The sequence below is a fragment of the Pseudonocardia sp. EV170527-09 genome, assembly GCF_008369905.1.
Lineage (GTDB): Bacteria > Actinomycetota > Actinomycetes > Mycobacteriales > Pseudonocardiaceae > Pseudonocardia.
In genome coordinates, this window is sequence record NZ_VRMC01000007.1 from 63,473 (window position 1) to 86,988 (window position 23,516).

General features: G+C 74.8%; 23 protein-coding genes. 3 read left to right on the forward strand and 20 right to left on the reverse strand.

The genetic code is table 11. From position 1 onward, the window contains the following. Positions 1-96 precede the first annotated feature (96 nt). The 12 genes from FVA95_RS03495 to FVA95_RS03550 form a co-directional block, all read right to left on the reverse strand. A complete protein-coding gene (locus tag FVA95_RS03495) occupies positions 97-696 on the reverse strand; it encodes a TlpA disulfide reductase family protein (protein WP_075309998.1) in 600 nt (199 codons plus the stop codon). Then, positions 693-1,352 carry a histidine phosphatase family protein gene (locus FVA95_RS03500; RefSeq protein WP_149662906.1) on the reverse strand — a complete coding sequence of 220 codons (660 nt, stop codon included), beginning with the start codon at positions 1,350-1,352 and terminating at the stop codon, positions 693-695. Before FVA95_RS03500 ends, FVA95_RS03495 begins: the two co-directional genes overlap by 4 nt. Positions 1,353-1,354: 2 nt before the next feature. Then, the gene (gene hemL / locus FVA95_RS03505; RefSeq protein ID WP_370460824.1) at positions 1,355-2,695 is read right to left on the reverse strand and encodes a glutamate-1-semialdehyde 2,1-aminomutase; all 1,341 of its coding nucleotides are present in this window, start codon (positions 2,693-2,695) and stop codon (positions 1,355-1,357) included. A 22-nt stretch (positions 2,696-2,717) separates the two neighbouring features. After that, positions 2,718-3,434 (reverse strand): hypothetical protein, encoded by a 717-nt coding sequence (locus FVA95_RS03510; RefSeq protein ID WP_149662907.1) that lies wholly within the window; start codon positions 3,432-3,434, stop codon positions 2,718-2,720. Between the two features lie 157 nt (positions 3,435-3,591). Next, positions 3,592-4,572: a porphobilinogen synthase gene (gene hemB / locus FVA95_RS03515; RefSeq protein ID WP_149662908.1), complete on the reverse strand. Its 981-nt coding sequence runs from the start codon at positions 4,570-4,572 to the stop codon at positions 3,592-3,594. Positions 4,573-4,753: 181 nt separating this feature from the next. After that, positions 4,754-6,295, reverse strand: a complete 1,542-nt coding sequence (locus tag FVA95_RS03520; protein ID WP_075309988.1) for a uroporphyrinogen-III synthase — start codon at positions 6,293-6,295, stop codon at positions 4,754-4,756. A 16-nt stretch (positions 6,296-6,311) separates the two neighbouring features. Further along, positions 6,312-7,268 carry a hydroxymethylbilane synthase gene (gene hemC / locus FVA95_RS03525; protein WP_149662909.1) on the reverse strand — a complete coding sequence of 319 codons (957 nt, stop codon included), beginning with the start codon at positions 7,266-7,268 and terminating at the stop codon, positions 6,312-6,314. After that, positions 7,265-8,701, reverse strand: coding sequence for a glutamyl-tRNA reductase (locus tag FVA95_RS03530; protein WP_149662910.1), 1,437 nt, complete (start codon positions 8,699-8,701; stop codon positions 7,265-7,267). The genes hemC and FVA95_RS03530 overlap by 4 nt, the downstream gene beginning before the upstream one ends. 4 nt (positions 8,702-8,705) lie before the next feature. Further along, entirely contained in the window at positions 8,706-9,434 is a 729-nt protein-coding gene (locus tag FVA95_RS03535; protein WP_240051243.1) for a redox-sensing transcriptional repressor Rex, read from the reverse strand. Positions 9,435-9,928: 494 nt separating this feature from the next. Then, a complete protein-coding gene (locus tag FVA95_RS03540) occupies positions 9,929-11,614 on the reverse strand; it encodes a molybdopterin-dependent oxidoreductase (RefSeq protein WP_240051244.1) in 1,686 nt (561 codons plus the stop codon). Further along, positions 11,611-11,847, reverse strand: a complete 237-nt coding sequence (locus FVA95_RS03545; RefSeq protein WP_149662912.1) for a glutaredoxin family protein — start codon at positions 11,845-11,847, stop codon at positions 11,611-11,613. Before FVA95_RS03545 ends, FVA95_RS03540 begins: the two co-directional genes overlap by 4 nt. Position 11,848: 1 nt before the next feature. After that, positions 11,849-13,450, reverse strand: a complete 1,602-nt coding sequence (locus FVA95_RS03550; RefSeq protein WP_368667295.1) for a class I adenylate-forming enzyme family protein — start codon at positions 13,448-13,450, stop codon at positions 11,849-11,851. 728 nt (positions 13,451-14,178) lie between these two features. Here FVA95_RS03550 and FVA95_RS03555 point away from each other — a divergent pair. The 3 genes from FVA95_RS03555 (at position 14,179) to FVA95_RS03565 (ending at position 17,568) form a co-directional block, all read left to right on the forward strand. Next, complete coding sequence (locus tag FVA95_RS03555) at positions 14,179-14,817, forward strand: sigma-70 family RNA polymerase sigma factor (RefSeq protein WP_043280249.1); 639 nt, start codon at positions 14,179-14,181, stop codon at positions 14,815-14,817. Positions 14,818-15,007: 190 nt separating this feature from the next. Further along, entirely contained in the window at positions 15,008-16,426 is a 1,419-nt protein-coding gene (locus FVA95_RS03560; RefSeq protein ID WP_149662914.1) for a DUF5667 domain-containing protein, read from the forward strand. A 251-nt stretch (positions 16,427-16,677) separates the two neighbouring features. Further along, positions 16,678-17,568, forward strand: coding sequence for an HAD family phosphatase (locus FVA95_RS03565; protein WP_075309978.1), 891 nt, complete (start codon positions 16,678-16,680; stop codon positions 17,566-17,568). Between the two features lie 13 nt (positions 17,569-17,581). On the opposite strand, the gene FVA95_RS03570 is transcribed toward FVA95_RS03565, so the two are convergent. From FVA95_RS03570 to FVA95_RS03605, 8 genes are all read right to left on the reverse strand, one after another. Next, on the reverse strand, positions 17,582-17,980 hold the full coding sequence (locus FVA95_RS03570) for a DUF5313 family protein (protein ID WP_149662915.1): 399 nt from the start codon (positions 17,978-17,980) through the stop codon (positions 17,582-17,584). Then, entirely contained in the window at positions 17,977-18,942 is a 966-nt protein-coding gene (locus FVA95_RS03575; RefSeq protein ID WP_149662930.1) for a lysophospholipid acyltransferase family protein, read from the reverse strand. The genes FVA95_RS03570 and FVA95_RS03575 overlap by 4 nt, the downstream gene beginning before the upstream one ends. Positions 18,943-19,019: 77 nt before the next feature. Beyond that, positions 19,020-20,066 carry an NAD-dependent epimerase/dehydratase family protein gene (locus FVA95_RS03580; RefSeq protein WP_149662916.1) on the reverse strand — a complete coding sequence of 349 codons (1,047 nt, stop codon included), beginning with the start codon at positions 20,064-20,066 and terminating at the stop codon, positions 19,020-19,022. A 177-nt stretch (positions 20,067-20,243) separates the two neighbouring features. Beyond that, on the reverse strand, positions 20,244-20,345 hold the full coding sequence (locus FVA95_RS03585; RefSeq protein WP_010241351.1) for a 30S ribosomal protein bS22: 102 nt from the start codon (positions 20,343-20,345) through the stop codon (positions 20,244-20,246). Positions 20,346-20,555: 210 nt separating this feature from the next. Then, positions 20,556-20,768: a helix-turn-helix domain-containing protein gene (locus tag FVA95_RS03590; RefSeq protein WP_020625776.1), complete on the reverse strand. Its 213-nt coding sequence runs from the start codon at positions 20,766-20,768 to the stop codon at positions 20,556-20,558. 185 nt (positions 20,769-20,953) lie between these two features. After that, positions 20,954-21,754, reverse strand: a complete 801-nt coding sequence (gene proC / locus FVA95_RS03595) for a pyrroline-5-carboxylate reductase (RefSeq protein WP_149662917.1) — start codon at positions 21,752-21,754, stop codon at positions 20,954-20,956. Between the two features lie 20 nt (positions 21,755-21,774). Beyond that, a complete protein-coding gene (locus tag FVA95_RS03600; RefSeq protein WP_149662918.1) occupies positions 21,775-22,620 on the reverse strand; it encodes a thioesterase family protein in 846 nt (281 codons plus the stop codon). A gap of 9 nt (positions 22,621-22,629) precedes the next feature. Then, on the reverse strand, positions 22,630-23,514 hold the full coding sequence (locus tag FVA95_RS03605; protein WP_240051246.1) for a sugar phosphate isomerase/epimerase: 885 nt from the start codon (positions 23,512-23,514) through the stop codon (positions 22,630-22,632). Positions 23,515-23,516 lie beyond the last annotated feature (2 nt).

Here is a 23,516-nt window from a genome sequence, read left to right on the forward strand (position 1 = left end):
CGCATCCCAGGGTAGAAGCCCTGCTCGGGGTGCCGCGCGGCGGGTTCTACAGCGTGTAGTTCACCGGGCGGCGCGCGACCGGCCGGTCACCCGGGGTCAGCGGGACGAACCGGCCCGCGGCTCGGCGGCCAGCCGGGTGATGAGCGGCAGCAGGTCGGAGCTTCCGACCGGGACCAGGAACACCGCGGCCACCCGGGAGTCGCGGTCGAGCACGATCGTCGAGGGGACGACGTTGCGCGGGTAGCCGTCGAGCCGGGCCAGGGTGCGGCCGGGCGCGTCGTAGATCGAGTCGTAGGTGATGCCGCGGTCGGTGACGAAGTCCAGGGCGGCCTGCCGGTCGTCGCGGACGTCGATCCCGAGGACGACGGCCTTGCCCTTCGCCGCCTCGGCCACCGCCTGCAGCTCGGGGGCCTCGGTCCGGCACGGGCCGCACCAGGAGCCCCAGATGTTGATGACCCGCACCGTGTCGGGGAAGTCGCCGATGCCGACCTGGGTGCCCTCGCGCAGCAGACTCTCGCCACGCAGGTCGGTGATCGTCTGACGGCTCTCCGGCGGGTCGTAGGTGATGCGCACCTGGCCGCCCGGGGCGACGAACTGGAAGTCCTGGCCCGGTCCCCCGCCCGCGGCGTCGCGGCCGACACCGCAGCCGGCGACGAGCAGCAGCAGCCCCAGCAGGGCCGGCAGCAGGCGGCTCATGCGCCGGTCACCATCGCGCCGCTCGGGCCGGCCGGCTCGGCGTAGCGCAGCCCGGTCATCCGGGTGCCGGTGAACTCGATGCTGGTCAACGAGGCGAGCGCGCACTGGCGGCGGCGCGGGTCGTGCCAGAGCCGCTGGCCCATCAGGTAGCGGCGCAGCGTCCAGATCGGCAGCTGGTGCGACACGCACACGACCTCGCGGCCGGGGGCGAGCGCCCGTGCGGCGTGCACGGCGCCGAGCATCCGGTGCGCGATCGCCAGGTAGGGCTCGCCCCAGGACGGGGTGAACGGGTCACGCAGCAGCCGCCACACCTGCGGGCGTTTGAGCGCGCCGTCGCCGACGCCGAACCGCTTGCCCTCGAAGAGGTTGCCGGACTCGATCAGTCCCTCGTCGGTGTGGATGTCGACGCCGTGGGCGTCCGCGATCGGGCGGGCGGTCTCCTGGGCGCGCTGCAGCGGCGACGCGACGACGGCGGCGACGTCGTTGCCGTCCAGGTACGCGGCGACGGTCTTGGCCTGGGCCCGGCCGTGGTCGGACAGGTGGTAGCCGGGGATGCGGCCGTAGAGGACGCCCTCGGGGTTGTGCACCTCGCCGTGGCGCAGCACGTGCACCACGGTCACCGGTCCCGACGCGGGCGGGCTGGTCCGGTCACCCATGGTCAGACCCCGTCCGGTCGGGTGGCGGCGGCCGCGGCGCCCGCGGCGGCGGCGAGGCCGGTCTCGATCCGCTCGAAGGCCTCGTCGTCCAGCGCGGTGGAGACGAACCAGCCCTCGAAGGCGCTGGGCGGCAGGTAGACCCCGTGGTCGAGCATGGCGTGGAAGAACGCCGGGTAGCGCCAGGTCTCGGCGGCCTTGGCGCCCGCGTAGTCGGTGACCGGGTCGGCGGTGAAGAACGGGGAGAACATGGTGCCCGCGTACTGGATCGTGTGGGCGACGCCCTCCCGGTCCAGCGCCGCGGTCACCATCGCGCCGATCCGGTCGGCGTTGGCCGCCAGGGTGGCGTAGACGGCCTCGTCGGCGTGGCGCAGCGTGGTGAGCCCGGCGGCGACGGCGACGGGGTTCCCGGCGAGCGTGCCCGCCTGGTAGACCGGCCCGGCCGGGGCCAAGTACGACATGTGCTCGGCGGACCCGCCGAACGCGGCGGCGGGCAGGCCGCCGGACATGACCTTGCCGAAGGTGTAGAGGTCCCCGGCGACGCCGTCGCAGCCGAACCAGCCCTGACGCGAGGCCCGGAAGCCGGTCATGACCTCGTCGATCACCAGCAGCGCGCCGTGCGCGTGCGCGAGGTCGCGCAGCGCCGCGTTGAACCCGGGGACCGGCGGGACGACACCCATGTTCCCGGCGGCGGCCTCGGTGATCACGCAGGCGATCTCCGGGCCGCGCTGCTCGAACACGGCGCGGACGGCGTCGAGGTCGTTGTAGGGCAGCACCACGGTGTCGGCGGCCTGGGCGCCGGTGACGCCCGGGCTGGTCGGCAGGCCGAGGGTGGCGATGCCGGAGCCCGCGTCGGCGAGCAGCGCGTCCACGTGGCCGTGGTAGCAGCCGGAGAACTTCACGATCACCGTGCGACCGGTGATGCCGCGGGCGAGCCGGATGGCGCTCATCGTCGCCTCGGTGCCCGAGTTGACCAGTCGGACCTGCTCGACCGGGGTGCGGTCGACGATCTCGGCGGCGAGATCGATCTCGCCCGGGGTCGGGGTGCCGAACGACAGCCCCTGCGACGCCGCGGACCGCACCGCCTCGACGACGGCCGGGTGCGCGTGCCCCAGGATCATCGGCCCCCAGGAGGAGACGAGGTCGACGTAGGTGGCGCCGTCGGCGTCGGTGAGGCGGCAGCCCTCGCCCGAGACCATGAACCGCGGGGTGCCGCCGACCGAGGTGAACGCCCGCACCGGGGAGTTCACCCCGCCGGGGATCAGCTCGGTCGCCCGCTCGAAGAGGCGGGCCGACTCCTTCGGTTCCGGGTTGCTCACGGTGGTCCCTGCGCTTCCGGTGCTCACGGGCCCAGTCTCGCAGCCGGTGTCAGGACCGGCTCGCGGCCCCGAGCTTGCGGGCGGCGTACCACTCCTTCGCCGGGCGGCCGAACAGCAGCGCGACCCCGGCAGCGGCGACGCCGACGACCAGCACCGCGAACAGGGGCTGTCCGCCGATCAACATGATCAGCAGTAGTGGGACCCCGTAGAGCACGAGCAGCACGATCAGCGCGATCCGCGCCCCGGCGGCACCGAGGAACGCGGCGACCGCCAGCGCGATCCAGACCAGTGCCAGCACCAGGAAGACCACGCCCATGACCCGCACCGCCTGGCCGAACTGGGCCATCGTCATCCCGGACGCGGCCAGCGCGGCGTCGAACTCCCCTCGCGGGATGCCGGAGTCGTTCAGCAGTGACTCGTTGACGGTCACGAACAGCGACCCGATGCCGGTGACCACGAACGGCACCGCCGCCGCGATCAACGCGACGAGCGCGGTCACGACCTGACGAGGCCGGGCCGGACGGCCCTGCGGCTCGCTGCCGAGACCCGCCGGGGGTGGCCCCCAGCCCGACGTGGTGTTCCACTGCGGGCCCTGCCCCGGCTGCGGTGCCGGCGCGGCGGGTGCCTGCTGCGGCGACGGCGGCGGCGTGGAGCCGCCGTGCCAGCCGTTCGGGTAGGGGTTCTGCGGGTACTGCGGGTAGCGGCCCGTCGACGGCCCGGGCCGGTAGTACTGCGGGGCGTCGTGCTGTCCGGGGTCACTGTTCACAACGTTCACGGTAGCCGTGCCGGTGTCCGGTTTGCCACGTTCGGCGGTACCCGACGGCGCGATTCACTCTTCATCGGACGCCCTGGCCCCGCCAGGGCCGCCCACGGCGGACACGCCCTCCGCCGCGCGAGCAGAAACCGTCCCGACGGTGGCGGGATCAGCCCCGGTCGAGCCAGGACGCGACCTCGGTGGCCCAGTAGGTCAGGATCACGTCCGCACCGGCGCGGCGGATCGAGGTCAGCGTCTCCATGATGGTCCGCTCGCGCTCGAGCCAGCCCCGGGCGACGGCGGCCTCGACCATCGCGTACTCACCGGAGATCTGGTACGCCGCGACGGGCACGTCGGCGACGTCGGCCACCCGGGCCAGGATGTCGAGGTAGGCCAGGGCGGGCTTGACCATCACCATGTCGGCGCCCTCGTCGAGGTCGAGCGCGAGCTCGCGCAGGGCCTCACGCGCGTTGCCGCCGTCCTGCTGGTAGGTCTTGCGGTCGCCCGTGAGCTGCGAGTTCACCGCCTCGCGGAACGGGCCGTAGAACGCCGAGGCGTACTTCACGGTGTAGGCGAGGATGCCGGTGTCGGTGAACCCGGCCTCGTCGAGCGCGGCGCGGATGACGCCGACCTGGCCGTCCATCATGCCGCTGGGCCCGACCAGGTGGGCGCCCGCGCGGGCCTGCTCCACACCCATCCGCGCGTAGATCTCCAGCGTCGCGTCGTTGTCGACGCCGCCCTCGGCGTCCAGCACGCCGCAGTGGCCGTGGTCGGTGAACTCGTCGAGGCACAGGTCGGACATCACGACCAGGTCGTCGCCGACCTCGGAGCGCACGTCGCGCAGGCCGACGTTGAGGATGCCGTCCGGGTCGACGGCGCCGGAGCCGGTCGCGTCGTGGTGCTCGGGGACGCCGAACAGCATCACGCCGCCGACGCCCGCGGCCGCCGCCTCCGCGGCCGCCTTGCGCAGCGAGTCGCGGGTGTGCTGCACGACCCCGGGCATCGAGCCGATCGGGACCGGCTCCGTCGCGCCCTCACGGACGAACATCGGCAGTACCAGCTGCCGCGGACGGACCTCGGTCTCGGAGACCAGCCGCCGCATCGCGGGGGTGGTCCGCAACCGTCGGGGACGCTGCGCCGGAAAACCCATGCGGACCAGGCTACGACCGCCCCGGACACACGTCGGCCCCGCACCACCTCGGGGAGGCGGTACGGGGCCGGACGGGGACGGTTCAGCGGCAGTGCCGATGCGCCCTTCGCTCCGCTCAGCGGCAGTGCCGATGCGCCCTTCGCTCCGCTCAGCGGCAGTGCCGATGCGCCCTTCGCTCCGCTCAGCGGCGGCGCGCCTTCACCTTCTTCGGCGGCGGCAGGTTGCCCTCGGCGCGAAGCTTCGCGGTGTGGCTGGCCAGCGCGTCGACCAGGGTCGGGACGCGGGACTCCTCGGGCTGCACGTCGACCCGCAGGCCGAACTCGCGCGCGGTCTCCGCGGTGGCCGGGCCGATGCAGGCCACCAGGGTCCGGGCGTGCGGCTTGCCGGCGATGCCGACCAGGTTCCGCACCGTCGACGACGAGGTGAAGCACACCGCGTCGAAGCCGCCGGTCTTGATCGCCTCACGGATCGGCGCGGGCGGCGGGGCGGCCCGGACGGTCCGGTAGGCCGTCACGTCGTCGACCTCCCAGCCGCGCTCCTGCAGCCCGGCCGACAGCGTCTCGGTGGCGATGTCGGCGCGCGGGAGCAGTACCCGGTCGACCGGGTCGAGGACGTCGTCGTGCGGCGGGAAGATGTCCAGCAGGCCCTCGGACGTCGAGGACTGGGCCTCGTCGATGTCGGGGACGAGCTCGGGCTCGATGCCGAACTCGCGGACCTTCTCCGCGGTCGAGCGGCCGACGCAGGCGATCTTCACGCCGGAGAAGGCGCGGGCGTCGAGGCCGAACTCACCGAACTTCTCCCAGACGGCCTTGACCGCGTTGGTCGAGGTGAACACGACCCACTGGTAGCGGCCGTCGACCAGGCCCTTGACCGAGCGCTCCATCTGCGCGGGCGACCGGGGCGGCTCGACGGCGATCGTCGGCACCTCCTCCGGGATGGCGCCGTGCATCCGCAGCCGCTCGCTCATCACGCCGGCCTGGTCCTTGGTGCGCGGCACCAGGACCCGCCAGCCGTAGAGCGCGCGCGACTCCCACCAGGACAGCTCGCCACGGCGACCGGCGGCCTCGCCGACGGTGAGGACGAGCGCGCCCTCCAGGTCACCGCCGTCGGCGGCGATCCGCCCGACCGACGACGAGATGGTCCGCTGGGTGGAGGTGGTGCCGCCCGCGGTGATCGCGACCGGCGTCTCGTCCGGGACACCCTGGGCGGTCAGACCGGCGGCGACGTCGCCGAGCAGCGCGCTCGTCGCGTGCAGCACGACCGGACCCGGGCTCGCGGCCAGCGCGGCCCAGTCGACGCCCGCGCGGACGTCGGCCTCGACGTGCGCCGACCCGAGCGCGACACCGGCGTAGGCCGGGACCGCGGTCGAGGACGGGACGCCCGGAACCACGTCGAACGGCGTGCCCGAGGCGGACACGGCCATCGCCTCGGCGACGACGGCGTCGTTGGTCAGCGGGTCACCGGAGACCAGCCGGGCCACCGAGCGGCCCTGGCCGGCCTCGCTGAGCAGGTCGCTCGCGATGTCGGCGGGCTGCCCGACGGCCGGGCGCACCTCGGCGCCGTCCGCGGCCAGGGCGAGGATGCCCTCGGGCACGTCCGGGTCGGTGATGACCAGCGGCGAGCCGGCGAGCACGTCCCGGGCACGCACGGTGAGCAGCGCCGGGTCCCCCGGTCCGCTGCCCACGAAGGCGATCCGCCCCGAGGTGTTGGCAGGTCCTGTCATTGAAGAAACTCCCGAATCAGCGGTTGGCGGGACCACCGGGACCTGCGGGGCGCAGGTCCTCGGCTCCCAGGTCGAGAAGCTCGAGGGCGACCGCGGCCCCGATCTTCTCTGCGTCGTCCATGTCTCCGGTGGCGGAGGCGCGCACCACGTCGCCCCCCGCGATGTCCCCGATCCCCAGCGCGCCGCGCAGCGACAGCCGGTCGACCGCGCGGCCGTCGTCGTCGAGGTCGGAGACGACCTCGGCGAGCGCGCCGACGGGGGTCGTGCACTCGGCCTCCAGCCCCGCCAGCACCGCACGCTCGGCGGTGACGGCGAAGCGCACCCCTCTGTCGTCCAGCACCGCGGCCAGCGCCGTCACCAGGTCGGTGTCGGCGGTGCGGCACTCGATCGCCAGCGCGCCCTGGGCCGGGGCGGGCAGCATCTGCAGCGGGTCGATCAGCTCGTCCGCCTCGTCGACGCGGCCCAGCCTGCGCAGCCCGGCGGCGGCCACGACCACCGCGTCCAGCTCGCCGGACCGCACCTTCCCGATCCGGGTGTCCACGTTCCCGCGGATCGGCAGCACCTCCAGCCCCAGGCCGAGCGCGTGCAGCTGCACGGTCCGGCGCGGGGACCCCGTCCCGACCCGGGCACCACGGCCCAGCTCGCCGAGCACCCGACCGCCGGTGACCAGCGCGTCGCGGACGTCCTCGCGCTCGGGGACCGCCGCGATCGTCAGCCCCTCGGGCTGCGCGCTCGGCAGGTCCTTGTACGAGTGCACGGCCACGTCGATCTCGCCGGCGTAGAGCGCGTCGCGCAGCTGCGAGACGAACACCCCCACCCCGATCTGCGGGATCGGCGCCGACGAGCGGTCACCGCTGGTCGAGATGGTGACCAGCTCGCACGGGTGGCCGGCGGCGACGAGCCGGTCGGCCACGGTGGTGGACTGCGCGACCGCCAGCTTCGACGGCCGGGTGCCGATCTTCAGGACGCTCACGAGATCTGCTCCGGGGGACGGGACCCGATCGACGGGGTGACGTCGAACGGCACGGCGGGGTCGCTGAAGCGCAGGGCGGCGGCGACGTCGCCGCCGTCGACGCTGGCGTCGGCGCCACGGACCGGGGCGGCGACCGCGGCGGCGGCCTGCGGGTCGAGCTCGAACAGGGTGCGCAGCGCCGCGGCGTAGCTGTCCCCGTCCGGGCCCTCGGCCAGACGCTTCACCTGGACGGTGGGGGTGTGCAGCAGCTTGTCGACGACCCGGCGCACGGTGCGGGAGAGCTCCTCGCGGACCCGGGCGTCCAGATCGGGCAGCCGCGAGTCGAGGCGCAGCAGCTCGGCGTCGACGACCTCCGAGGCGCGCCGGCGCAGCGCGGTGACCGTCGGCGTGACCTCGGCCGAGCGCTGCCCGGCCAGGTACTGCTGGGCCTCGGCGTCGACCATCCGCTGGGCCGCGGCGACCGAGCCGCCGTCGGCGACGTCGAGCAGCCGACGTTGCAGGGTGATCAGGTCGACCATGCGCACGCCGGACAGCTCGCCGACGGCCGGGTCGACGTCGCGCGGCAGGCCCAGGTCGCACACGACCAGGGGCGAGGTGCGGCCGCTGAGCGCCTGCGCGACCGGCTCGACGTCGACGACGTGGCCGATCGCGCCGGTACAGGCCAGCAGCAGGTCCGCGTCGTGCAGCTCGGCGGCCAGGTCGTCCATCACCGCGAAGCGCGCCGTGGTGCCCGGGTCGGCGTGCTCCAGGATCTTCTCGACGAGCCGCTCGCCGCGCTCGGCCGACCGGTTCAGCACGACGATCTCGCCCGCCCCGGCGCGACGCAGGTGGGCCGCGGCCAGCGCGCCCATCGCACCCGCCCCGACGATGACGGCGCGGCGCCCGGCCAGACCGTCCCCGCCGAGCTCGCGGTCGGCGTCGCGCAGGGCCTCCGACACGACCGAGGCACCCGCCTCGTCGATGCCGGTCCCGGCGTGCACCCGCTTGCCGACCCGCAGCGCCTGCTGCACCAGCTCGTGCAGGACCTTGCCGACGGCGCCCGCGGTGTCCGCGGCCGCGTAGGCCCCGCGCAACTGGCCGAGGATCTGCGACTCGCCGACCACCATCGAGTCCAGGCCCGCCGCCAGCGCGAACAGGTGCTGGACCGCCGAACCCGCGTAGTGCACGAACAGGTGCTCGGACAGCTCGCCGATCGGGAACCCGGCATGGGCACCGAGGACGTCGGTGACGTCGCCGAGGCCGCCGTGGAACGCGTCCACGACCGCGCAGATCTCGATCCGGTTGCACGTGGAGAGGACGACCGCCTCCTCCACGTGCGAGCGGTCGAGCATCTCCTCGAGCAGCTTGGGCACGTCACCCGGAGCGACCGCGAGGCGCTCCAGCACCTCGACCGGCGCGCTGCGGTGCGACAGGCCGACCACGAGGACGCTCATGGCTCTACGACACCACCGATTCGTTCGTCTTGTCCGTCACCGCGGCGGCACCGGTGTGCCGTCGCGCCACGTGGAACGCGAGGACCTGCAGCTCGACCGACAGGTCGACCTTGCGGACCTCGACGTCGTCCGGGACCGTGAGCAGCACCGGAGCGAAGTTGAGGATGGACTGCACACCCGCCGCCACGAGCAGGTCGCAGACCTTCTGGGCAGCCGGTCCCGGCGTCGCGATCATCCCGATGGTGACGCCGCCCCCGGCGCACACCTCGGGGATCTCGCGCGCGTGCCGCACCCGGATGCCGTTGATCTCGCTGCCGACGAGGTCGTCGTCGACGTCGAACAGGGTGCTGACCGGGAAGCCGCGACCCGCGAAGCCGGAGTAGCCGGCCAGGGCGTGCCCCAGGTTGCCGACGCCGACCAGGGCGACCGACTGCCGCTGGTCCATGCCCAGCTCACCCTGCAGCCGACCCTGCAGCGAGGCGACGTCGTAACCGACGCCGCGCACGCCGTAGGAACCCAGGTAGGACAGGTCCTTGCGGAGCTTGGCCGAGTTGACCCCGGAGGCACCGGCGAGCTCCTCGGACGACACCGTCTCGACGCCCGCGTCGCGCAGCTCACCGAGCACGCGCAGGTACACCGCGAGCCGGGACACGGTCGCCTCGGGCACCGGGCGCGCGGGGCGCTCGCCGTTGCCGTCGGGCGCGGCGACGCCGGACTCGGGCGGCAGGGTCACGGGCCGTCCTCCTCGGGCGTCGGTCGGCGGGCGGCCGGGGTCCCGCTGGCCGTCCTGCTCACGGGGGCTTGTCCGCGGGCGGTCGGTCATCGAGACTGGGCGTGCTCCGTTCGGGGATGTACAGGGGCCGGTCGTCGGCGTGCTCGCGGCACGCCCGCGAACCGGCCGGGCGGGCCGGACGGGCTGCGGACGGACGAGACCCGGCGTCCTCGGCGCCGCGGGGGCACCGTGCCACCGGGACCGGCGACGGGAACCCACGGTAGCCGCTTGTGAAGGCACGCACAAAGTTGCGATCTTGGTCCTCTCCGTGCTCGACCCCGCCCCTGACCTGGAGCTACCGGTGATCGACGGGCAGGAACCGCTCGTCGTGCGACGACCGCCACGTCGTTCCCCACGACACCACCGTCACGCAGTCCTGACGACCGCTCGTGACACAGCTCTCCGCGCGGAGCGGGCCTGCCGGGATCCAGGTCGGCGCCGCTCGGCGGTGTCTCTCAGGTCACGGTGACCGTGCGGGTCGGCCAGCCGGTCGCCGCCCCCGGCAGCGGGGAGCGGCGCTCGGCGGTCTGGACGACGCCGTCGCCGTCGGTGGCACGGCACACCAGGGTGTACCCGCCCGGCGGCAGGTCCAGCTCGGCGCGCCACTGCCGCCAGGTCGCCCCGCCGGCGGGCACCGGCGCGAGCTCGGCGGTGACCCAGGACCCGGACCCGCCGCCGTCCTGCACCCCGACCTCGACCCGCCGGATCCCCCGGGGAACGGCCCAGGCGGTGCCGGTGACCACGACCTGGCCGGCGGGCACGCTCGCGTACGAGGCGGGCGACTCGATCCGCGCGGCCGTCTCCATCGGTCCGGGCGGGGCCCACCCGCGGGCGCGCCAGTAGTCGGCACGCGCGCCGAACGTCGTGAACTCGATGTCGGTGACCCACTTGGTGGCCGAGACGTAGCCGTAGAGCCCGGGGACGACGATCCGCACCGGGAAGCCGTGCTCGGGCGGGAGCGCGACCGGGCCGTCCGGGCCGGCCATCGCGACCGCGAGCAGCGCGCCGCGGGCGGGGTCGAGCAGCAGCGACGACGGGCTGCCCGCCGTCCAGCCGTCGGTGGAGGTGGACAGCGCCTGGTCCGCGGCCGGGTCGGGCGCGGCGGCCGCGAGCAGTGGCGCGAGCTCGACGCCGGTGAACCGGGTGGTGGAGACGAGGTCGCCGCCGACCTCGTTGGAGACGCACGCCATCGTCACCCAGCGTTCGACGAGCGGGCGGGCCAGCAGGTCGTCGAGGGTGAGGGTGAGCTCGCGCCCGACCCGCCCGTGCACCCGCAGGCTCCACGACGCCGGGTCGACCGACGGGACCCGCAGCGCGGTGTCGATCCGGTAGAAGTCGTCGACGGCGGTGGTGAACGCGGCCGCGCCGGGCACCTGTGCCCCCGCGGGCAGCGCCGGTGCGGCCGCGATGCGGCCCTGCGCGGCGAGCATCCTGATCCGGGCGGTGAGCGCGTCGCGTGCGGGCCCGATCCTGCCCGAGGGCAGCAGCGGCGCGGCGGCCGCGGCCCCGGTGCCCAGCACGACCCCGCCCGCCCCCGCCAGCGCGGTGGTGCGCAGGAACCGCCGGCGGGTCAGCGACGACCGGACCGGCCGCCCGTCGGGCAGCGTCCCGTCCGCGGTCGGGGCGGGGATCCGGGCCGCCAGCGCGTGCAGCTTCCGGAACACCGTCACCGCGACGACCGCGGCGGCACCCGCCGGGACCATGTCGAGCTGACCGGCGCCCGACGCCGTCGCCGCGGCGACCACGCCCGCCAGCCCGAGCACCGCGAGCCCCCACGCACCCGGCCACGGCGAGCGGCGCGACAGCGCCCCGAGACCGGCCGCGGCGAGCGCCAGGACCACGAGCACCCCGGCGACGACGGTGTAGCGGCTGCCGATCCCGGCCCCGACCGTCGCCGCACCGGCCAGCGCGGGCGGGGTGAGCGCCACGACCTGCTCGGCGACGGCGTTCACCGGCCCGGCGGCCGGGGCGATCAGCAGCGCGAGCGCTTGCCCGGCGCCGACACCCAGTGCGGCCGCGGCGAGCCCGGCCAGCGCGGTGCGGGCGGGCGGCGCGGGACGGGCCGGCGGGCGGAGCGTCCCCGTCCCCCCGCCGGCCGGACCCTCGACGGGCGGGACCGGACCGTCCGGGGCCGGGCTCACCGCCGGGCCAGGTCCGCGCGCAGGCGCTCCTCGTCGACCCGGAACGAGTCGTGCTCACGGCCGTCGAGCAGCACCACCGGCACCTGGTCGCCGTACTCGGCGCGCAGCTCGTCGTCGGAGTCGACGTCGACGGTGTCCCAGCCGGTGCCCGTCTCGGCGCACACCCGGGCCAGCACCTCGGCGGCGTCGTCGCACAGGTGGCAGCCCACCCGGGTCAGCAGTCGTACCCGCATCTCACATCCTCGCCAGTGTCCTCCGGGCGATCTTGCCCGTCGGGGTGCGGGGCAGCTCGTCGACGAACGCGACGACGGCGGGCCGCTTGAACCGGGCGAGCCGGGCCGCGCAGTGCTCGGCGACCGCCTCCTCGGTGAGCTCGGCGCCCGCGACGGGCACGACGACCGCCTTGACCGCGGCGCCGGTCCGGTCGTCGGGCACCCCGACGACCGCGACCTCGGCCACCGCGTCCAGCTCGGCGACGACCTGTTCCACCTCGCGCGGGTACACGTTGAAACCGTTGACGATGACCAGGTCCGAGGACCGGTCGACGAGGTGCAGGTCGCCGTCGGCGTCGAGGTAGCCGACGTCGGCGGTGACGAACCAGCCGTCCTCGCCGGGGCCGCCGCAGCCGTCAGGCCAGTAGCCGGAGAACAGGTTGGGGCCGCGCAGCGCGATCAGGCCGGTGTCGTCGGCGGGATCGGAGTCGTCGTCGTAGTCGAGGTCGTCGAGCGGGTCCTCGCCGCGCGGTGCCGGCCCCGGGTCGCGCTGCGGCAGCGGCTGCCCCGCGGGGTCGACCAGACGCAGCTCCACCCCGGGCAGCGGCCGGCCGACCGAGCCCGGCTTGGCCGGGCGGCCCAGGTCGTTGCTGGTGACGACGGGCCCGCCCTCGGTGAGGCCGTAGCCCTCGTGCAGGTCCAGCCCGCTCGCCGCGCGGAAGTCCGTGAGCCAGCTCGCGGGCAGCGGGGCGCCGCCGGAGGTGCACAGCCGCACCCCTGCCATCGCGGCGCGCAGCCGCTCGGGCCCGAGGTCGAGCAGCATCCGGAACATCGACGGCACCCCGGCCACCACGCTGACCCGCTCCTGCACGACCGCCTCGGCCAGCCGCTCCGGGGAGAACCGGCCGGGCAGCACGACGGTGGCGCCGGTCCAGCAGACCTGCAGCAGCCCGGCGGCGAGCCCGTAGACGTGGAACAGCGGCAGTGCCAGCAGGACCCGGTCGACCGCGTTGACCGGTGCCGGGCGGAGCTCCCCCGCCTGCTCGCGGTTGGCCAGCAGCGCGCGGTGCGACAGCCGCACCCCGCGCGGACGCCCGGTGGTGCCGGAGGTGAACACGACCAGCGCGATCCGCTCGGGGTCGGCGGGGGCCCGGTCGACCGGGGCGTCCGGGACCGGGGCGGCAAGGTCCGGGGGGCCCAGCAGCGTCGCGCCGACGCCCTCGGCGCAGCCGGCCGCGACGGCGTCGTCGGGCCGGGCGACGACCGCGACCGGCCGGGCCTGGTCGAGCACGACCTCCAGCTCGCGGGTCACCGCGCCTGCGCCGAACGGTACGACGACCGCGTCGGCCCGCAATGCTCCGAACAACGCCACGCAGTAGTGGGCCCCGTCGGGCAGGCCGATCGCGACCCGGTCGCCGTGGCGGACACCCGCCGCACGCAGCCGGGCGGCCTCGGCGGAGACCGCCGCGTCGAACGCCGACCAGGTCAGGGTGAGCGGTGCCGCGCCGGACAGGTCACGGACGGCGTCGTGCCCGGGGCGCTCGGACGCGTTGCGCGCCACCAGGTCGGCGAGGTGGGTGGGCCGCTCGGGACGGTGGCCCGGCGCGGGGTCGGAACTCGGCACGGCGGTCTCCATCCTCGGACCCCGTCGGGGCGGGGTCGGCTCGTCGGCACGCGTCACGGCCAGTGTTCCAAACCCGGCCGGGGCCGTCGCGTCCCGAGGGACCGTTCACCGCTGTGTACGCCACGTGTCGATTCGGACACGCTTCGCGCACGGTTCGTCCACCGCGCGTATCGGGCCGCTCGCCGGAACGGCACGCGACGAGAGGCGGCGAGTGCGCTGCGCCACTCGACAGACGTCTATGCTCCGCCGCTACATGAAGTTCAACGCGTGAACCGCCGGTTCGTCGCGCGACTCACCCGAGGGAGTGGCATGCAGCTCGACGCCAGCGCGCCACGGCGCACACCGTGCCGCGCCGCGCGGGACGCGCCGGCGGTCCCCGCCCGCCGGGTCGCCCGCCGAGCCGTACCCCGTCCGACCCCCCGGGATCCATGACCCGGCCGACGCGACCGCACCGGCTGCTCCGACAGCAGCGCTCCGAGACCATCCCCGAGACCGTCCGTCCGCCCCGGGCCCCCGAACCCGGCCAGGACAGACCCGACACCGTCCGCCCCCAGCCGGACGGGGAGGTGTCCGTGACTTCAGCGACCTCTGCGCCGTCCCAGCCGACGGGGCCGATCGCGTCCGCTCCCCTGGTCGACGCTCCCCCCACGTACCCCGCAGGCCCCGCGCTACACCGCCCCGACGGCCGGACCACCCGGTCGGGTCCGCCGGGCCGTACCGAGCAGGACATGCCGATGCCACGACGGGCACCGCAGATCTCGCAGGAGCTGCAGCGCCCGGAGGCCGACCCGGCCGACGAGGCCGCCCGTGCCGTCGAGGACGCGAACAGCTCCTGGGCGCTGGTCGAGGCCTGCCAGGCCGGCGACGTGGCCGCGTTCGGCGAGCTCTACGAGCGCTACCACGACGTCGTCTACCGGTACGTGCTGTTCCGGATGGGCGACCGGTCCTTCGCCGAGGACGTGACCCAGGAGACCTTCGTCCGGGCCCTGCGCCGGATCTCCTCGGTCAGCTATCAGGGCCGCGACATCGGGGCCTGGTTCGTCACCATCGCCCGCAACCTGATCTTCGACTACGTCAAGTCCAGCCGATTCCGGCTGGAGCAGACGACCTCGGAGATCGTCGAGCTGTCGCCCAGCACCGGCGGCCCCGAGCAGCAGGTGCTCGACATGGCCACCAACGACGAGCTGCTGGCCTCGATCGCCAAGCTCAACTCCGACCAGCGCGAATGCATCCAGTACCGGTTCCTCAAGGGCCTCTCGGTCGCCGAGACCGCCGAGCTGATGGACCGCAACGAGGGGGCGGTCAAGGCACTGCAGCACCGCGCGGTGCGCCGCCTCGCACAGCTCCTCCCGGACGGCCTGCGGTGAGCGGGTCTCCCGCCGGAACAGCCGGAACGCGAGAGGGTGTGTCGATCACTGCGCCGAACGCACTACTCGATGCGGTGAACGGTTGGAAGGCCGTAACCTCGTCCGCAGTCGGTCGTTGTACCGACCGGCGCGCACTGACGGCGCCACACGCGCCGACGAGCAGCGCGAGACTGCAGTGAGGACGGACGGCATGCCCAGGGCATGGGACGACGGGTATCCCGGCGACGACGGTTTCGACCGCGCGCCGGCGGGTGCCCCTGCATCGGAGGAGCTGGCGCACGAGATCGCGCTGGCCGCCGCTCTGGACCGTTCGCGGCGTGACCTCTCGCCCGATCCGCACGCCTCCGCCCGGATGCGGGCACGGCTGTTCGAGGTGCTGGCCCAGGAGGGCGTCGGGCAGCAGTCCGGCGGGCCCTCGTTCGGCGACCGGTTCGACCGCGTCGACCCGGCCGACCTCACCGCACCGATCGGCCCGCCGATCGCCGACGACCTCGACTGGGACGCGGTGTCCAACCGCCGCGCGGCCGGCGAGCACGCACCGGCCGCGGACGACCCGGCCGGTCGCGGCGGCCGCCCGCGTCGTGGCCGCCACGTGCTGCCGTCGGACCACCCGGACCACCCCGAGCAGGTGAGCGCCCCGGCCGGTCCGGCCCGCGACGCCGAGGCGGGCCCCGGCCGCGACGACTCCGCCCGCCCGGCGCCGTCCGGCGCCCGGATGCTGGACCGCCGCCGCCCGAGCGTGCGCAAGCGCTTCGGGGTCGTCGTCGGCGGGTTCGCCGCGCTCGCGGTGATCGCCGGTGTGACCTCGACCGTCAGCCGCGACGCCCTGCCCGGCGACGCGATGTACGGCATGAAGCGCGCCAGCGAGAGCGTCGGCGGGGTGTTCACCGTCGGACAGCAGGCCGAGGCCGCCCGCCAGCTCGACCTGGCCCGCTCCCGGGTCGACGAGCTGGAGAGCCTGGTCGCACGGTCCACGCCGCCGTCGCCGGACGCGGTGGCGTCCGCGATGGGCGACTTCGACCGGGCCACCAGCACCGGCAGCAGGCTGATGCTGGCCGGCGCGGGCACCGACGGCGCGGACACCTCGCGCCTGGCCGAGCTGCGGACCTGGGCGGCCGCCCAGTCCGGGCGCATCACCCGTCTGCAGTCCGACCTGCCCGCCGAGAGCCGCGGGGAGACCTCGGAGGCCATCCGCCTGCTGGACCGGGTGCTGACCCGGGCCGAGGCGCTGCGGGCCGGCACCGGCTGCGCCGCGGACAGCGGTGGCACCGTCGACGACCTCGGCCCGGTGCCCGGCGAGTGCCGCACCGCGGGTGGTCCGTCCTCGGCCCAGGCCGTCGAGCAGTCCGCGCCGGTGACGCCGTCGGAGACCGCGACCGGCACGCCGTCGCCGACCTCCGGTCCGGCCACCTCGACCTCCCAGACCCCGACCACCTCGGGGTCCTCGCAGGACGGCGGTGGGCTGCCGCTGCTGGACGGCAGTGGCTCGGCCACCTCCGAGAGCGGGTCGAGCAGCTCGTCGGAGCCGTCGGCGGAGCAGAACCGCCTGCTGCCGCCGATCACGATCCCGCCGCTGCTGCCGGGCCTCGGCCCGGTCACCCTCGGCTGATCCACCCCGGAGACCACGGGCACGGGCCCGGCGCCCGGTACGTCGACATGTGTCACGTACCGGAGGCCGGGCCCGCTCCCGCGCTCCGGCAGTAGGCTGGGGCCGCGCCCCGATCCCCTCGGGACGCGAGACGCCGTCGCACCAGGAAGGCCGCCGTGGTGAGTGATCCCGGGTCCGTCCCCCCTCTCGACCAGAGCGGGACCCGCGAGTCTCACCCGCCCATCGACACCGGGCTCTCCGAGGAGCCGGGAGTGCTGGAGCGGGCGACCGCACTCGACTCCGCGCAGCGGGCGGGGCAGGCCTCCGCCGCCGCGGCCGTCGCCGCCGAGGCCGACGACCACCCCGACGGCCCGGAAGGCGGGGACGGCGCACCGCCGGACCTCACCGCCGCCGCGTTCTTCGACTGCGACAACACGATGATGGTCGGCGCGTCGATCTTCCACTTCGCCCGTGGGCTGGCCGCGCGCAAGTTCTTCACCACCTCCGACCTGGCCGGGTTCGCCTGGCAGCAGATCAAGTTCCGGGTCGGCGGCCGGGAGGACAAGGGCGGCATCGCCGGGCACCGCGACACCGCGCTGTCGTTCGTCGCAGGCCGTCCGGTCGACGAGGTCGTCGCGCTCGGCGAGGAGATCTACGACGAGCTGATGTCGGACCGGATCTGGGCCGGGACCCGGGCGCTGGCCCAGATGCACCTCGACGCCGGCCAGCGGGTGTGGCTGGTCACCGCGACGCCGATCGAGCTGGCCCGCATCATCGCGCGGCGGCTGGGGCTGACCGGGGCGCTGGGCACCGTCGCGGAGTCCGTCGACGGGCTCTACACCGGGCGGCTGGTCGGCGAGATCCTGCACGGTCCGGCGAAGGCGCACGCGGTCCGCGCGCTGGCCGCGTCGGAGGGTCTGGACCTGCGTCGCTGCACCGCGTACTCGGACTCGGTGAACGACGTCCCGATGCTCTCGGCGGTCGGCACCGCGGTCGCGGTGAACCCGGACTCGGAGCTGCGCGACGTCGCGAAGGCCCGCAACTGGCAGATCCGTGACTTCCGGACCGGCCGCAAGGCCGCCAGGATCGGGGTGCCCTCGGTGCTCGGCGCCGGCGCCGTCGCCGGTGCGGTCGCGGCGGGAATGGCCTACCGCAAGCGCTGACCCGCCCGGCCGCTCAGGGTGGCGGAGCCCCGCGGTAGCGCTCGGCGTAGCGGCGGGCGGCCTCGGCCCGCTCGTCGGCGGTGGCCTCCAGCCGCGTCGCGCGGGCGGTGCCCGCCGGGTAGCCGGCCTTCACCACCCGGTGCTCGACGGACTCCTCCATCACGAACAGCGCGTACTGCAGCGACACCAGCCAGCCGAGCAGCAGGGCGCTGAGCCGCAGCCACAGCGGGCCGGGGATCACCAGGGCCAGCGGCACCGACAGCAGCATCAGCACCACCGCCGTGCGCGCGAAGTGGCGCAGGTGCCAGGTCCGGCAGGTCGTGTCGTGCAGCACCCACTCGCGGTACCGGGCGGGCAGCCGCCCGCCGGCGGCGTACCACAGCCACCGCAGCGGGTCCGGCCGTCGGATCATCCCAGGAACACGTTGCGGCGCTGGGACAGCAGCCGGTACAGCGTGTGCTGGATCGTCTCCCGGACCTGGTCGGTCAGGTTGAACACGAGCATCGGGTCGTCGGCGTCGGACGGCGCGTGGTCGTCGGTGCGGATCGGCTCGCCGAACTCGATGTACCACTTCGACGGCAGCGGGATCAGCCCCGCCGGGCCGAGCAGCGGGAAGGTCGGCGTGACCGGGAAGTACGGCGCGCCGAACAGCCGGGCCAGCGGCGCCAGGTCGCCGATCTTGGGGTAGATCTCCTCGGCGCCGACGATCGAGCACGGGATGATCGGGCCCCCGGTCCGCAGTGCGGCGGAGACGAACCCGCCGCGGCCGAACCGCTGCAGCTTGTAGCGGTCCCGGAACGGCTTGCCGATGCCCTTGAACCCCTCGGGGAACACCCCGACGAGCTCGCCGGAGGTCATGAGCCGCTCGGCGTCGGGGTTGCAGGCCAGCGTCGCGCCGGCCTTGCGGGCCAGCGAGCCGGACACCGGCATGGTGAACATGAGGTCGGCGCCGAGCAGCCGCAGGTGCCGGTGGGACGGGTGGTCGTCGTGCACCGCGACGGTGGTCATGACCGCGTCGAGCGGCAGCGTCCCGGAGTGGTTGGCGACGATCAGCGCGCCACCGGTCTCGGGGATGTGGTGGGTGCCGATGGTCTCGACCCGGAACCAGCGCTTGTAGAGCGGGCGCAGGGCGGGCAGCACCATCGCGTCGGTGAGCTCGCGGTCGAAGCCGAACTCGTCGATCGGGTAGTCGCCCGCGAGCCGGCGGCGCAGGAACTCCAGGACCTGCTCCAGCGCGGCCTCCCAGGCCGGGCCCTCGGTCTCCTCGGGCTCGGCTGCGGAGGGGACCGGCGCGGGTCGCGACGGTTCCTCCGCCCGCGCAGGCCGGGCAGGCCCCCGGTTGCCCCGGATCGGGATCACCCGCGCCTCGGCCATGCCGTCGCCCTTCCTCGTGCCACCGCGGCCGCCCGGCCGTCCCTGCTCGTGCGCCCGCATGCCGCCGTCCCGGCCCGTCACCGCAGCGCCCGGGCCAGGCCGAGCACGCCCCGTTCGATGGAGGCGATCCGCTCCGGGCCGAGGACCGGCGCCAGCGCCTTGCCGCGCACGAAGTCGTCGAACGCCTGGGTGGTGGTCCACCGTGGTTCGAAGCCGAAGTCGTTGATCAGCCGGGTGAGGTCCACGACCCGGCCGAAGTTGAGGAAGCGCATCTGCTCCGGGGAGAAGTCCACGACGCGCGCGCCCCGCAGCACCCGGCTGACCGGACCGACCGCACCGCTCGGCACCGGGACGGCGATCTTGCCGGCGCGGCGGATGGCCTGGGAGAGCATCAGCACCCCGTGCGCGGCGACGTTGAACACGCCCGGCAGCTCGTGGGTGGCGGCACGCTCGAGCACGGCGAGGCCGTCCTCCTCGTGCAGCAGCTGGATCCGCGCGTCGTAGCCCAGCACGGTGGGGACGACCGGCAGCGCGAAGTAGCGCGACAGCACGGTGTCCATCCGCGGGCCGATGAAGTTGGCGAACCGCAGGACCGTGGTGGTGACGTCCGGGCGGCGACGGCTGAACCCGCGCAGGTAGCCCTCGATCTCGGCGGCGTCCTTGGCGTACCCGCCCGACGGCAGGTCCTTGGCCCCGATGGCCTCGTCGAACACGGCGGGATCGCGCGGACTGGAGCCGTACACCGCGGTCGTCGACTTGAGCACGACGCGGCGGACGCTCGTCGCCTTCTGGCACGCGGCGAGGAGCTGCATCGTGCCGATGACGTTCATCTCCTTCATCGTCGCGCGGCCGCCCGACGATGCGGGGCTGGCCGAGAGCGACGCGTGCACGACCGTGTCGACGCCTCCGGAGGAGATGACCTTCGCGATGAGCGGGTTGCGGATGTCGGCGCGCACGAACTCGGCGCGGCCCATCCGCTTCAGCAGGTCCCGGGGCGGCGGGACGGTGTCCACACCGAGCACCCGGTCGATGGACGGGTCGGCCGCCAGCCGGGCCGCGAGGTGCCCGCCGAGGAAGCCGCTGACCCCGGTGACCAGCACGACGTTCGGGGTCGGCCGGTCCATGGGCGCTCCGTTCACCAGGGGCTGACGCGAGATCGTGCCGATCGTAGTCCCGCCCCCGTCACACCGGGCAGGTACGCGGACACGTGAGGTGCGCGACGCGTCCGACCGGGGTACGGACCGCCACAACGACACCGGCCGCGCACCCGCCGGAGGGCGGGCACGCGGCCGGTGCGCGAGTCACTTGCCGAGCTTGCGGCGCTGCACCCGGGTCTTGCGCAGCAGCTTGCGGTGCTTCTTCTTCGACATCCGCTTGCGGCGCTTCTTGATGACCGAGCCCATGTGGGTGCTCCTCCTGTGTCGACGCAGATCGTCAGCGACCGCTCCACCGGGTGACCTCGGAGTGGGCCGCCCGCACGATCCGTGCACGTGGACACGAGGCGCGGGCCGGGCGACGCCCGCCGGAGCGGGCGACGACGCGATGCGACCGGTGGGGGTCGGCAGCCGGTTCACCAGTCTACCCGGGCGTACCGGCCGTCACCCCACCGGGGATCAGCCCGCGTCGAAGTAGGCGTTGCGCAGGTAGTCCTCCACCGCGCGCTGCGGCACACGGAACGAGCGACCGACCCGCGCAGCGGGCAGCTCGCCCGAGTGGACGAGCCGGTACACGGTCATCTTGGAGACGCGCATCATCGACGCGACCTCGGCCACCGTCAGGAACTGGACCTGGGACGACCGCAGGGGCTCGGGTCGTTCCGCCGCCATGGGGCACCGCCTTCCTCCCCCGAGAGGGGTTCCCCGGTTCGCCCGGTGGTGGGGGATGCAGATGCAGTCTACCGGGGCGGATGTGACGATCGGTCCGCCAGAGGGGGGCTCGATCGTGCTATGGCACGGCGCGTCCGAGTGACTTTGCATCATACGATGCGCTGAACGAGGTACCGCTGGTCCGGTCAGTCGCGACCGAGCGCCACCGAGCGGTCGTACGCTGCGGTGACCGCGTCGGCCAGTGCCGCGCGCAGCCCGTGCCGCTCCAGCTCCCGCAGGGCGGCGGCCGTGGTCCCGGCGGGCGAGGTGACGTTCTCCCGCAGCACCGCGGGGTGCTCGCCGGTCTCGCGGAGCATCCGCGCGGCGCCGAGCGCGGTCTGCACGGTCAGCTCGGTCGCGTCCGGGCGGGTCAGGCCCAGCCGGACCCCGACCTCGATCATCGCCTCGGCGACGAGGAAGAAGTACGCGGGCCCGGAGCCGGACAGGGCGGTCGCGGCGTCCTGCTTCGCCTCGTCCAGGCGCAGCACCGCACCGACGGTGGACAGCAGCGTCTCGGTCTCGTCGAGGTGCGCGGGAGTCGCGTGCGCACCCGGGGAGATCGCGCACATCGCCGCGCCCAGCAGCATCGGGGTGTTCGGCATGACCCGCACGACCGGCGTGCCCTCGGGCAGGGCGCCCTCGAACAGCGAGGTCGGCAGGCCCGCGCACAGCGACACGACGAGCGCGCCCGGCTCCAGCGCCCCGGCGACCTCGCCGAGCAGCGTGACGACGTCCTGCGGCTTGACGGCGACGACGACCGTCCCGGCACCGCGCACCGCCTCGTCGACCGGGGCCGTGGCCACACCCAGCGACGCGGTCAGCTCCTGCGTCCGGGCCGGGGACCGCTCGGCCACCACCAGGTCACCGGCGTCCCGCCCGGCCGCCAGCAGCCCGCCGAGCAACGCCTCGCCGATCCGTCCCCCACCCAGTACCGCGATCCTCGTCATGGGAGGAGCGTAGGAACCCCTCAGCCGGCCTGTGGGGCCAGGGCGAGCTGGCGGGCCTGGCAGACGGTGCGGCCGTGCGCGTCGACGACGGTGACGTCCTCGTCGAACTGCGCGCTCGACACCCCACCACCGGCGGACGGGCTCGCCACGGCGCCGGAGCGGGACTCGACCCGCAGCCAGCCCGGAGCCGGGCGGGCCCGCAGCAGCGCGGTGAGCTGCACCGTCGGCGCCCAGCCGAGGGAGCCGCCGAGGTTGAACACCGTCGGGGGCAGGATGTCGCCGGACATCAGCGCGAACAGCACGTCGGGCTCCTCCCCGCGCGGGCGGACCCAGCCGGCCATCTCCGGCGGCCCGGTCTCGCCGCGCAGGAACGGCAGGGCACCGCGCGGGTAGCGCAGTTCGCAGGCGGCGGCGAGGCCGCGCGCGCCACCCTCGGCCGAGGCCGGGTCGAGCGCGTCCGGGTCCGGTTCGACGGCGAGCGCGGAGCCGTCGTCCAGGCGCGGGGCGTCGGTCGGGAGCACGCCGGCGGTGACCGTGGAGTGCAGCATGAGCCGGCCCTGCTGGTGCAGCCGCACGGCGACCGTGGACACCGTCCGCCCGATCTTGAGCGGGTCCGTCGTGATCTCGACCGGCCCCAGGTCCGGCGCACGCAGGAAGTCCACGGCGACGGCCAGCGGGTCGGGTGCGGGTGCCTCGTCGGCCGCGAGGCGGGCCAGCCCGGACTTGGTCATGAGCACCATCAGCAGGCCGCCGAACGCCTTGTCCCCGATCGCCCAGGTCCCGTCGAGCCGGGCGCGGAACCGGCCGTCCCCGAGGTGCTCGATGTCGTGCGCGTCGGCGAACGGCCGGACCGTCGTACTGCTCATGCCGGCATGTTACCCACGGGTAGGAGCGATGGCGGACATCGTCGGCGTGAGGTGCAGCCGGGCGAACAGCAGCGACTCGGCGAGCAGCCCGGTGCGTTCCTGGCGGGTCCGGCAGCGCCGGGTCGACACCTCCAGCACGACGGTGCCGCCGTCCGCGGCGAACCGGGAGTCGGCCAGGCGCTGGCACACCTCGGCGCACGGCTGCGCCCCGCGGCCGGGGACCAGGTGCTCGTCGCGCGGGGCGCCGGAGCCGTCGGTGAGGTGCAGGTGGGTGAGCCGGTCGCCCATCCGCTCGGCGAGGTCGAGCGCGTCGACGCCGGCCGCGGCGGTGTGCGACAGGTCCAGGGTGTACGCGCCGAACCCGATCTCGGTCGGGTCGTGGCCCAGCGCGTAGGGCACGGTGCTGATCGCGCCGCGGGTCACCGGGAACATGTTCTCCACCGGCAGCGTGACGTCGTGGACCTCGTGTGCGCGGGCGACCTCGTCGGCGAAGACCCCGGCGTAGCGGCGCTGCCAACGGAACGGCGGGTGCACCACCACGGTGCGCGCGCCCAGCCGGGCGGCGACCTCGACGGTGCGCCGCAGCCGGTGCACCGGGTCGGCGCCCCAGACCCGCTGGGTGACGGCCAGACAGGGCGCGTGCACCGCGAGGATCGGCACCCCGTGTCGGTGGGCGAGACGCTCGACCGCTCGCGGGTCCTGGCTGACCGGGTCGGTCCAGATCATGAGCTCGACGCCGTCGTAGCCCAGCTCGGCGGCGATCTCGAACCCGGCGGCGACGCCCTCCGGGTAGACCGAGGCCGTGGACAGCGCGACGGGGGCCGACCCGGTCGGGTCGGCGACGGGCGGGCGCGACGGTGTCACGAAACGTGAAGTCGTCGCGCCGTCGCTCATCG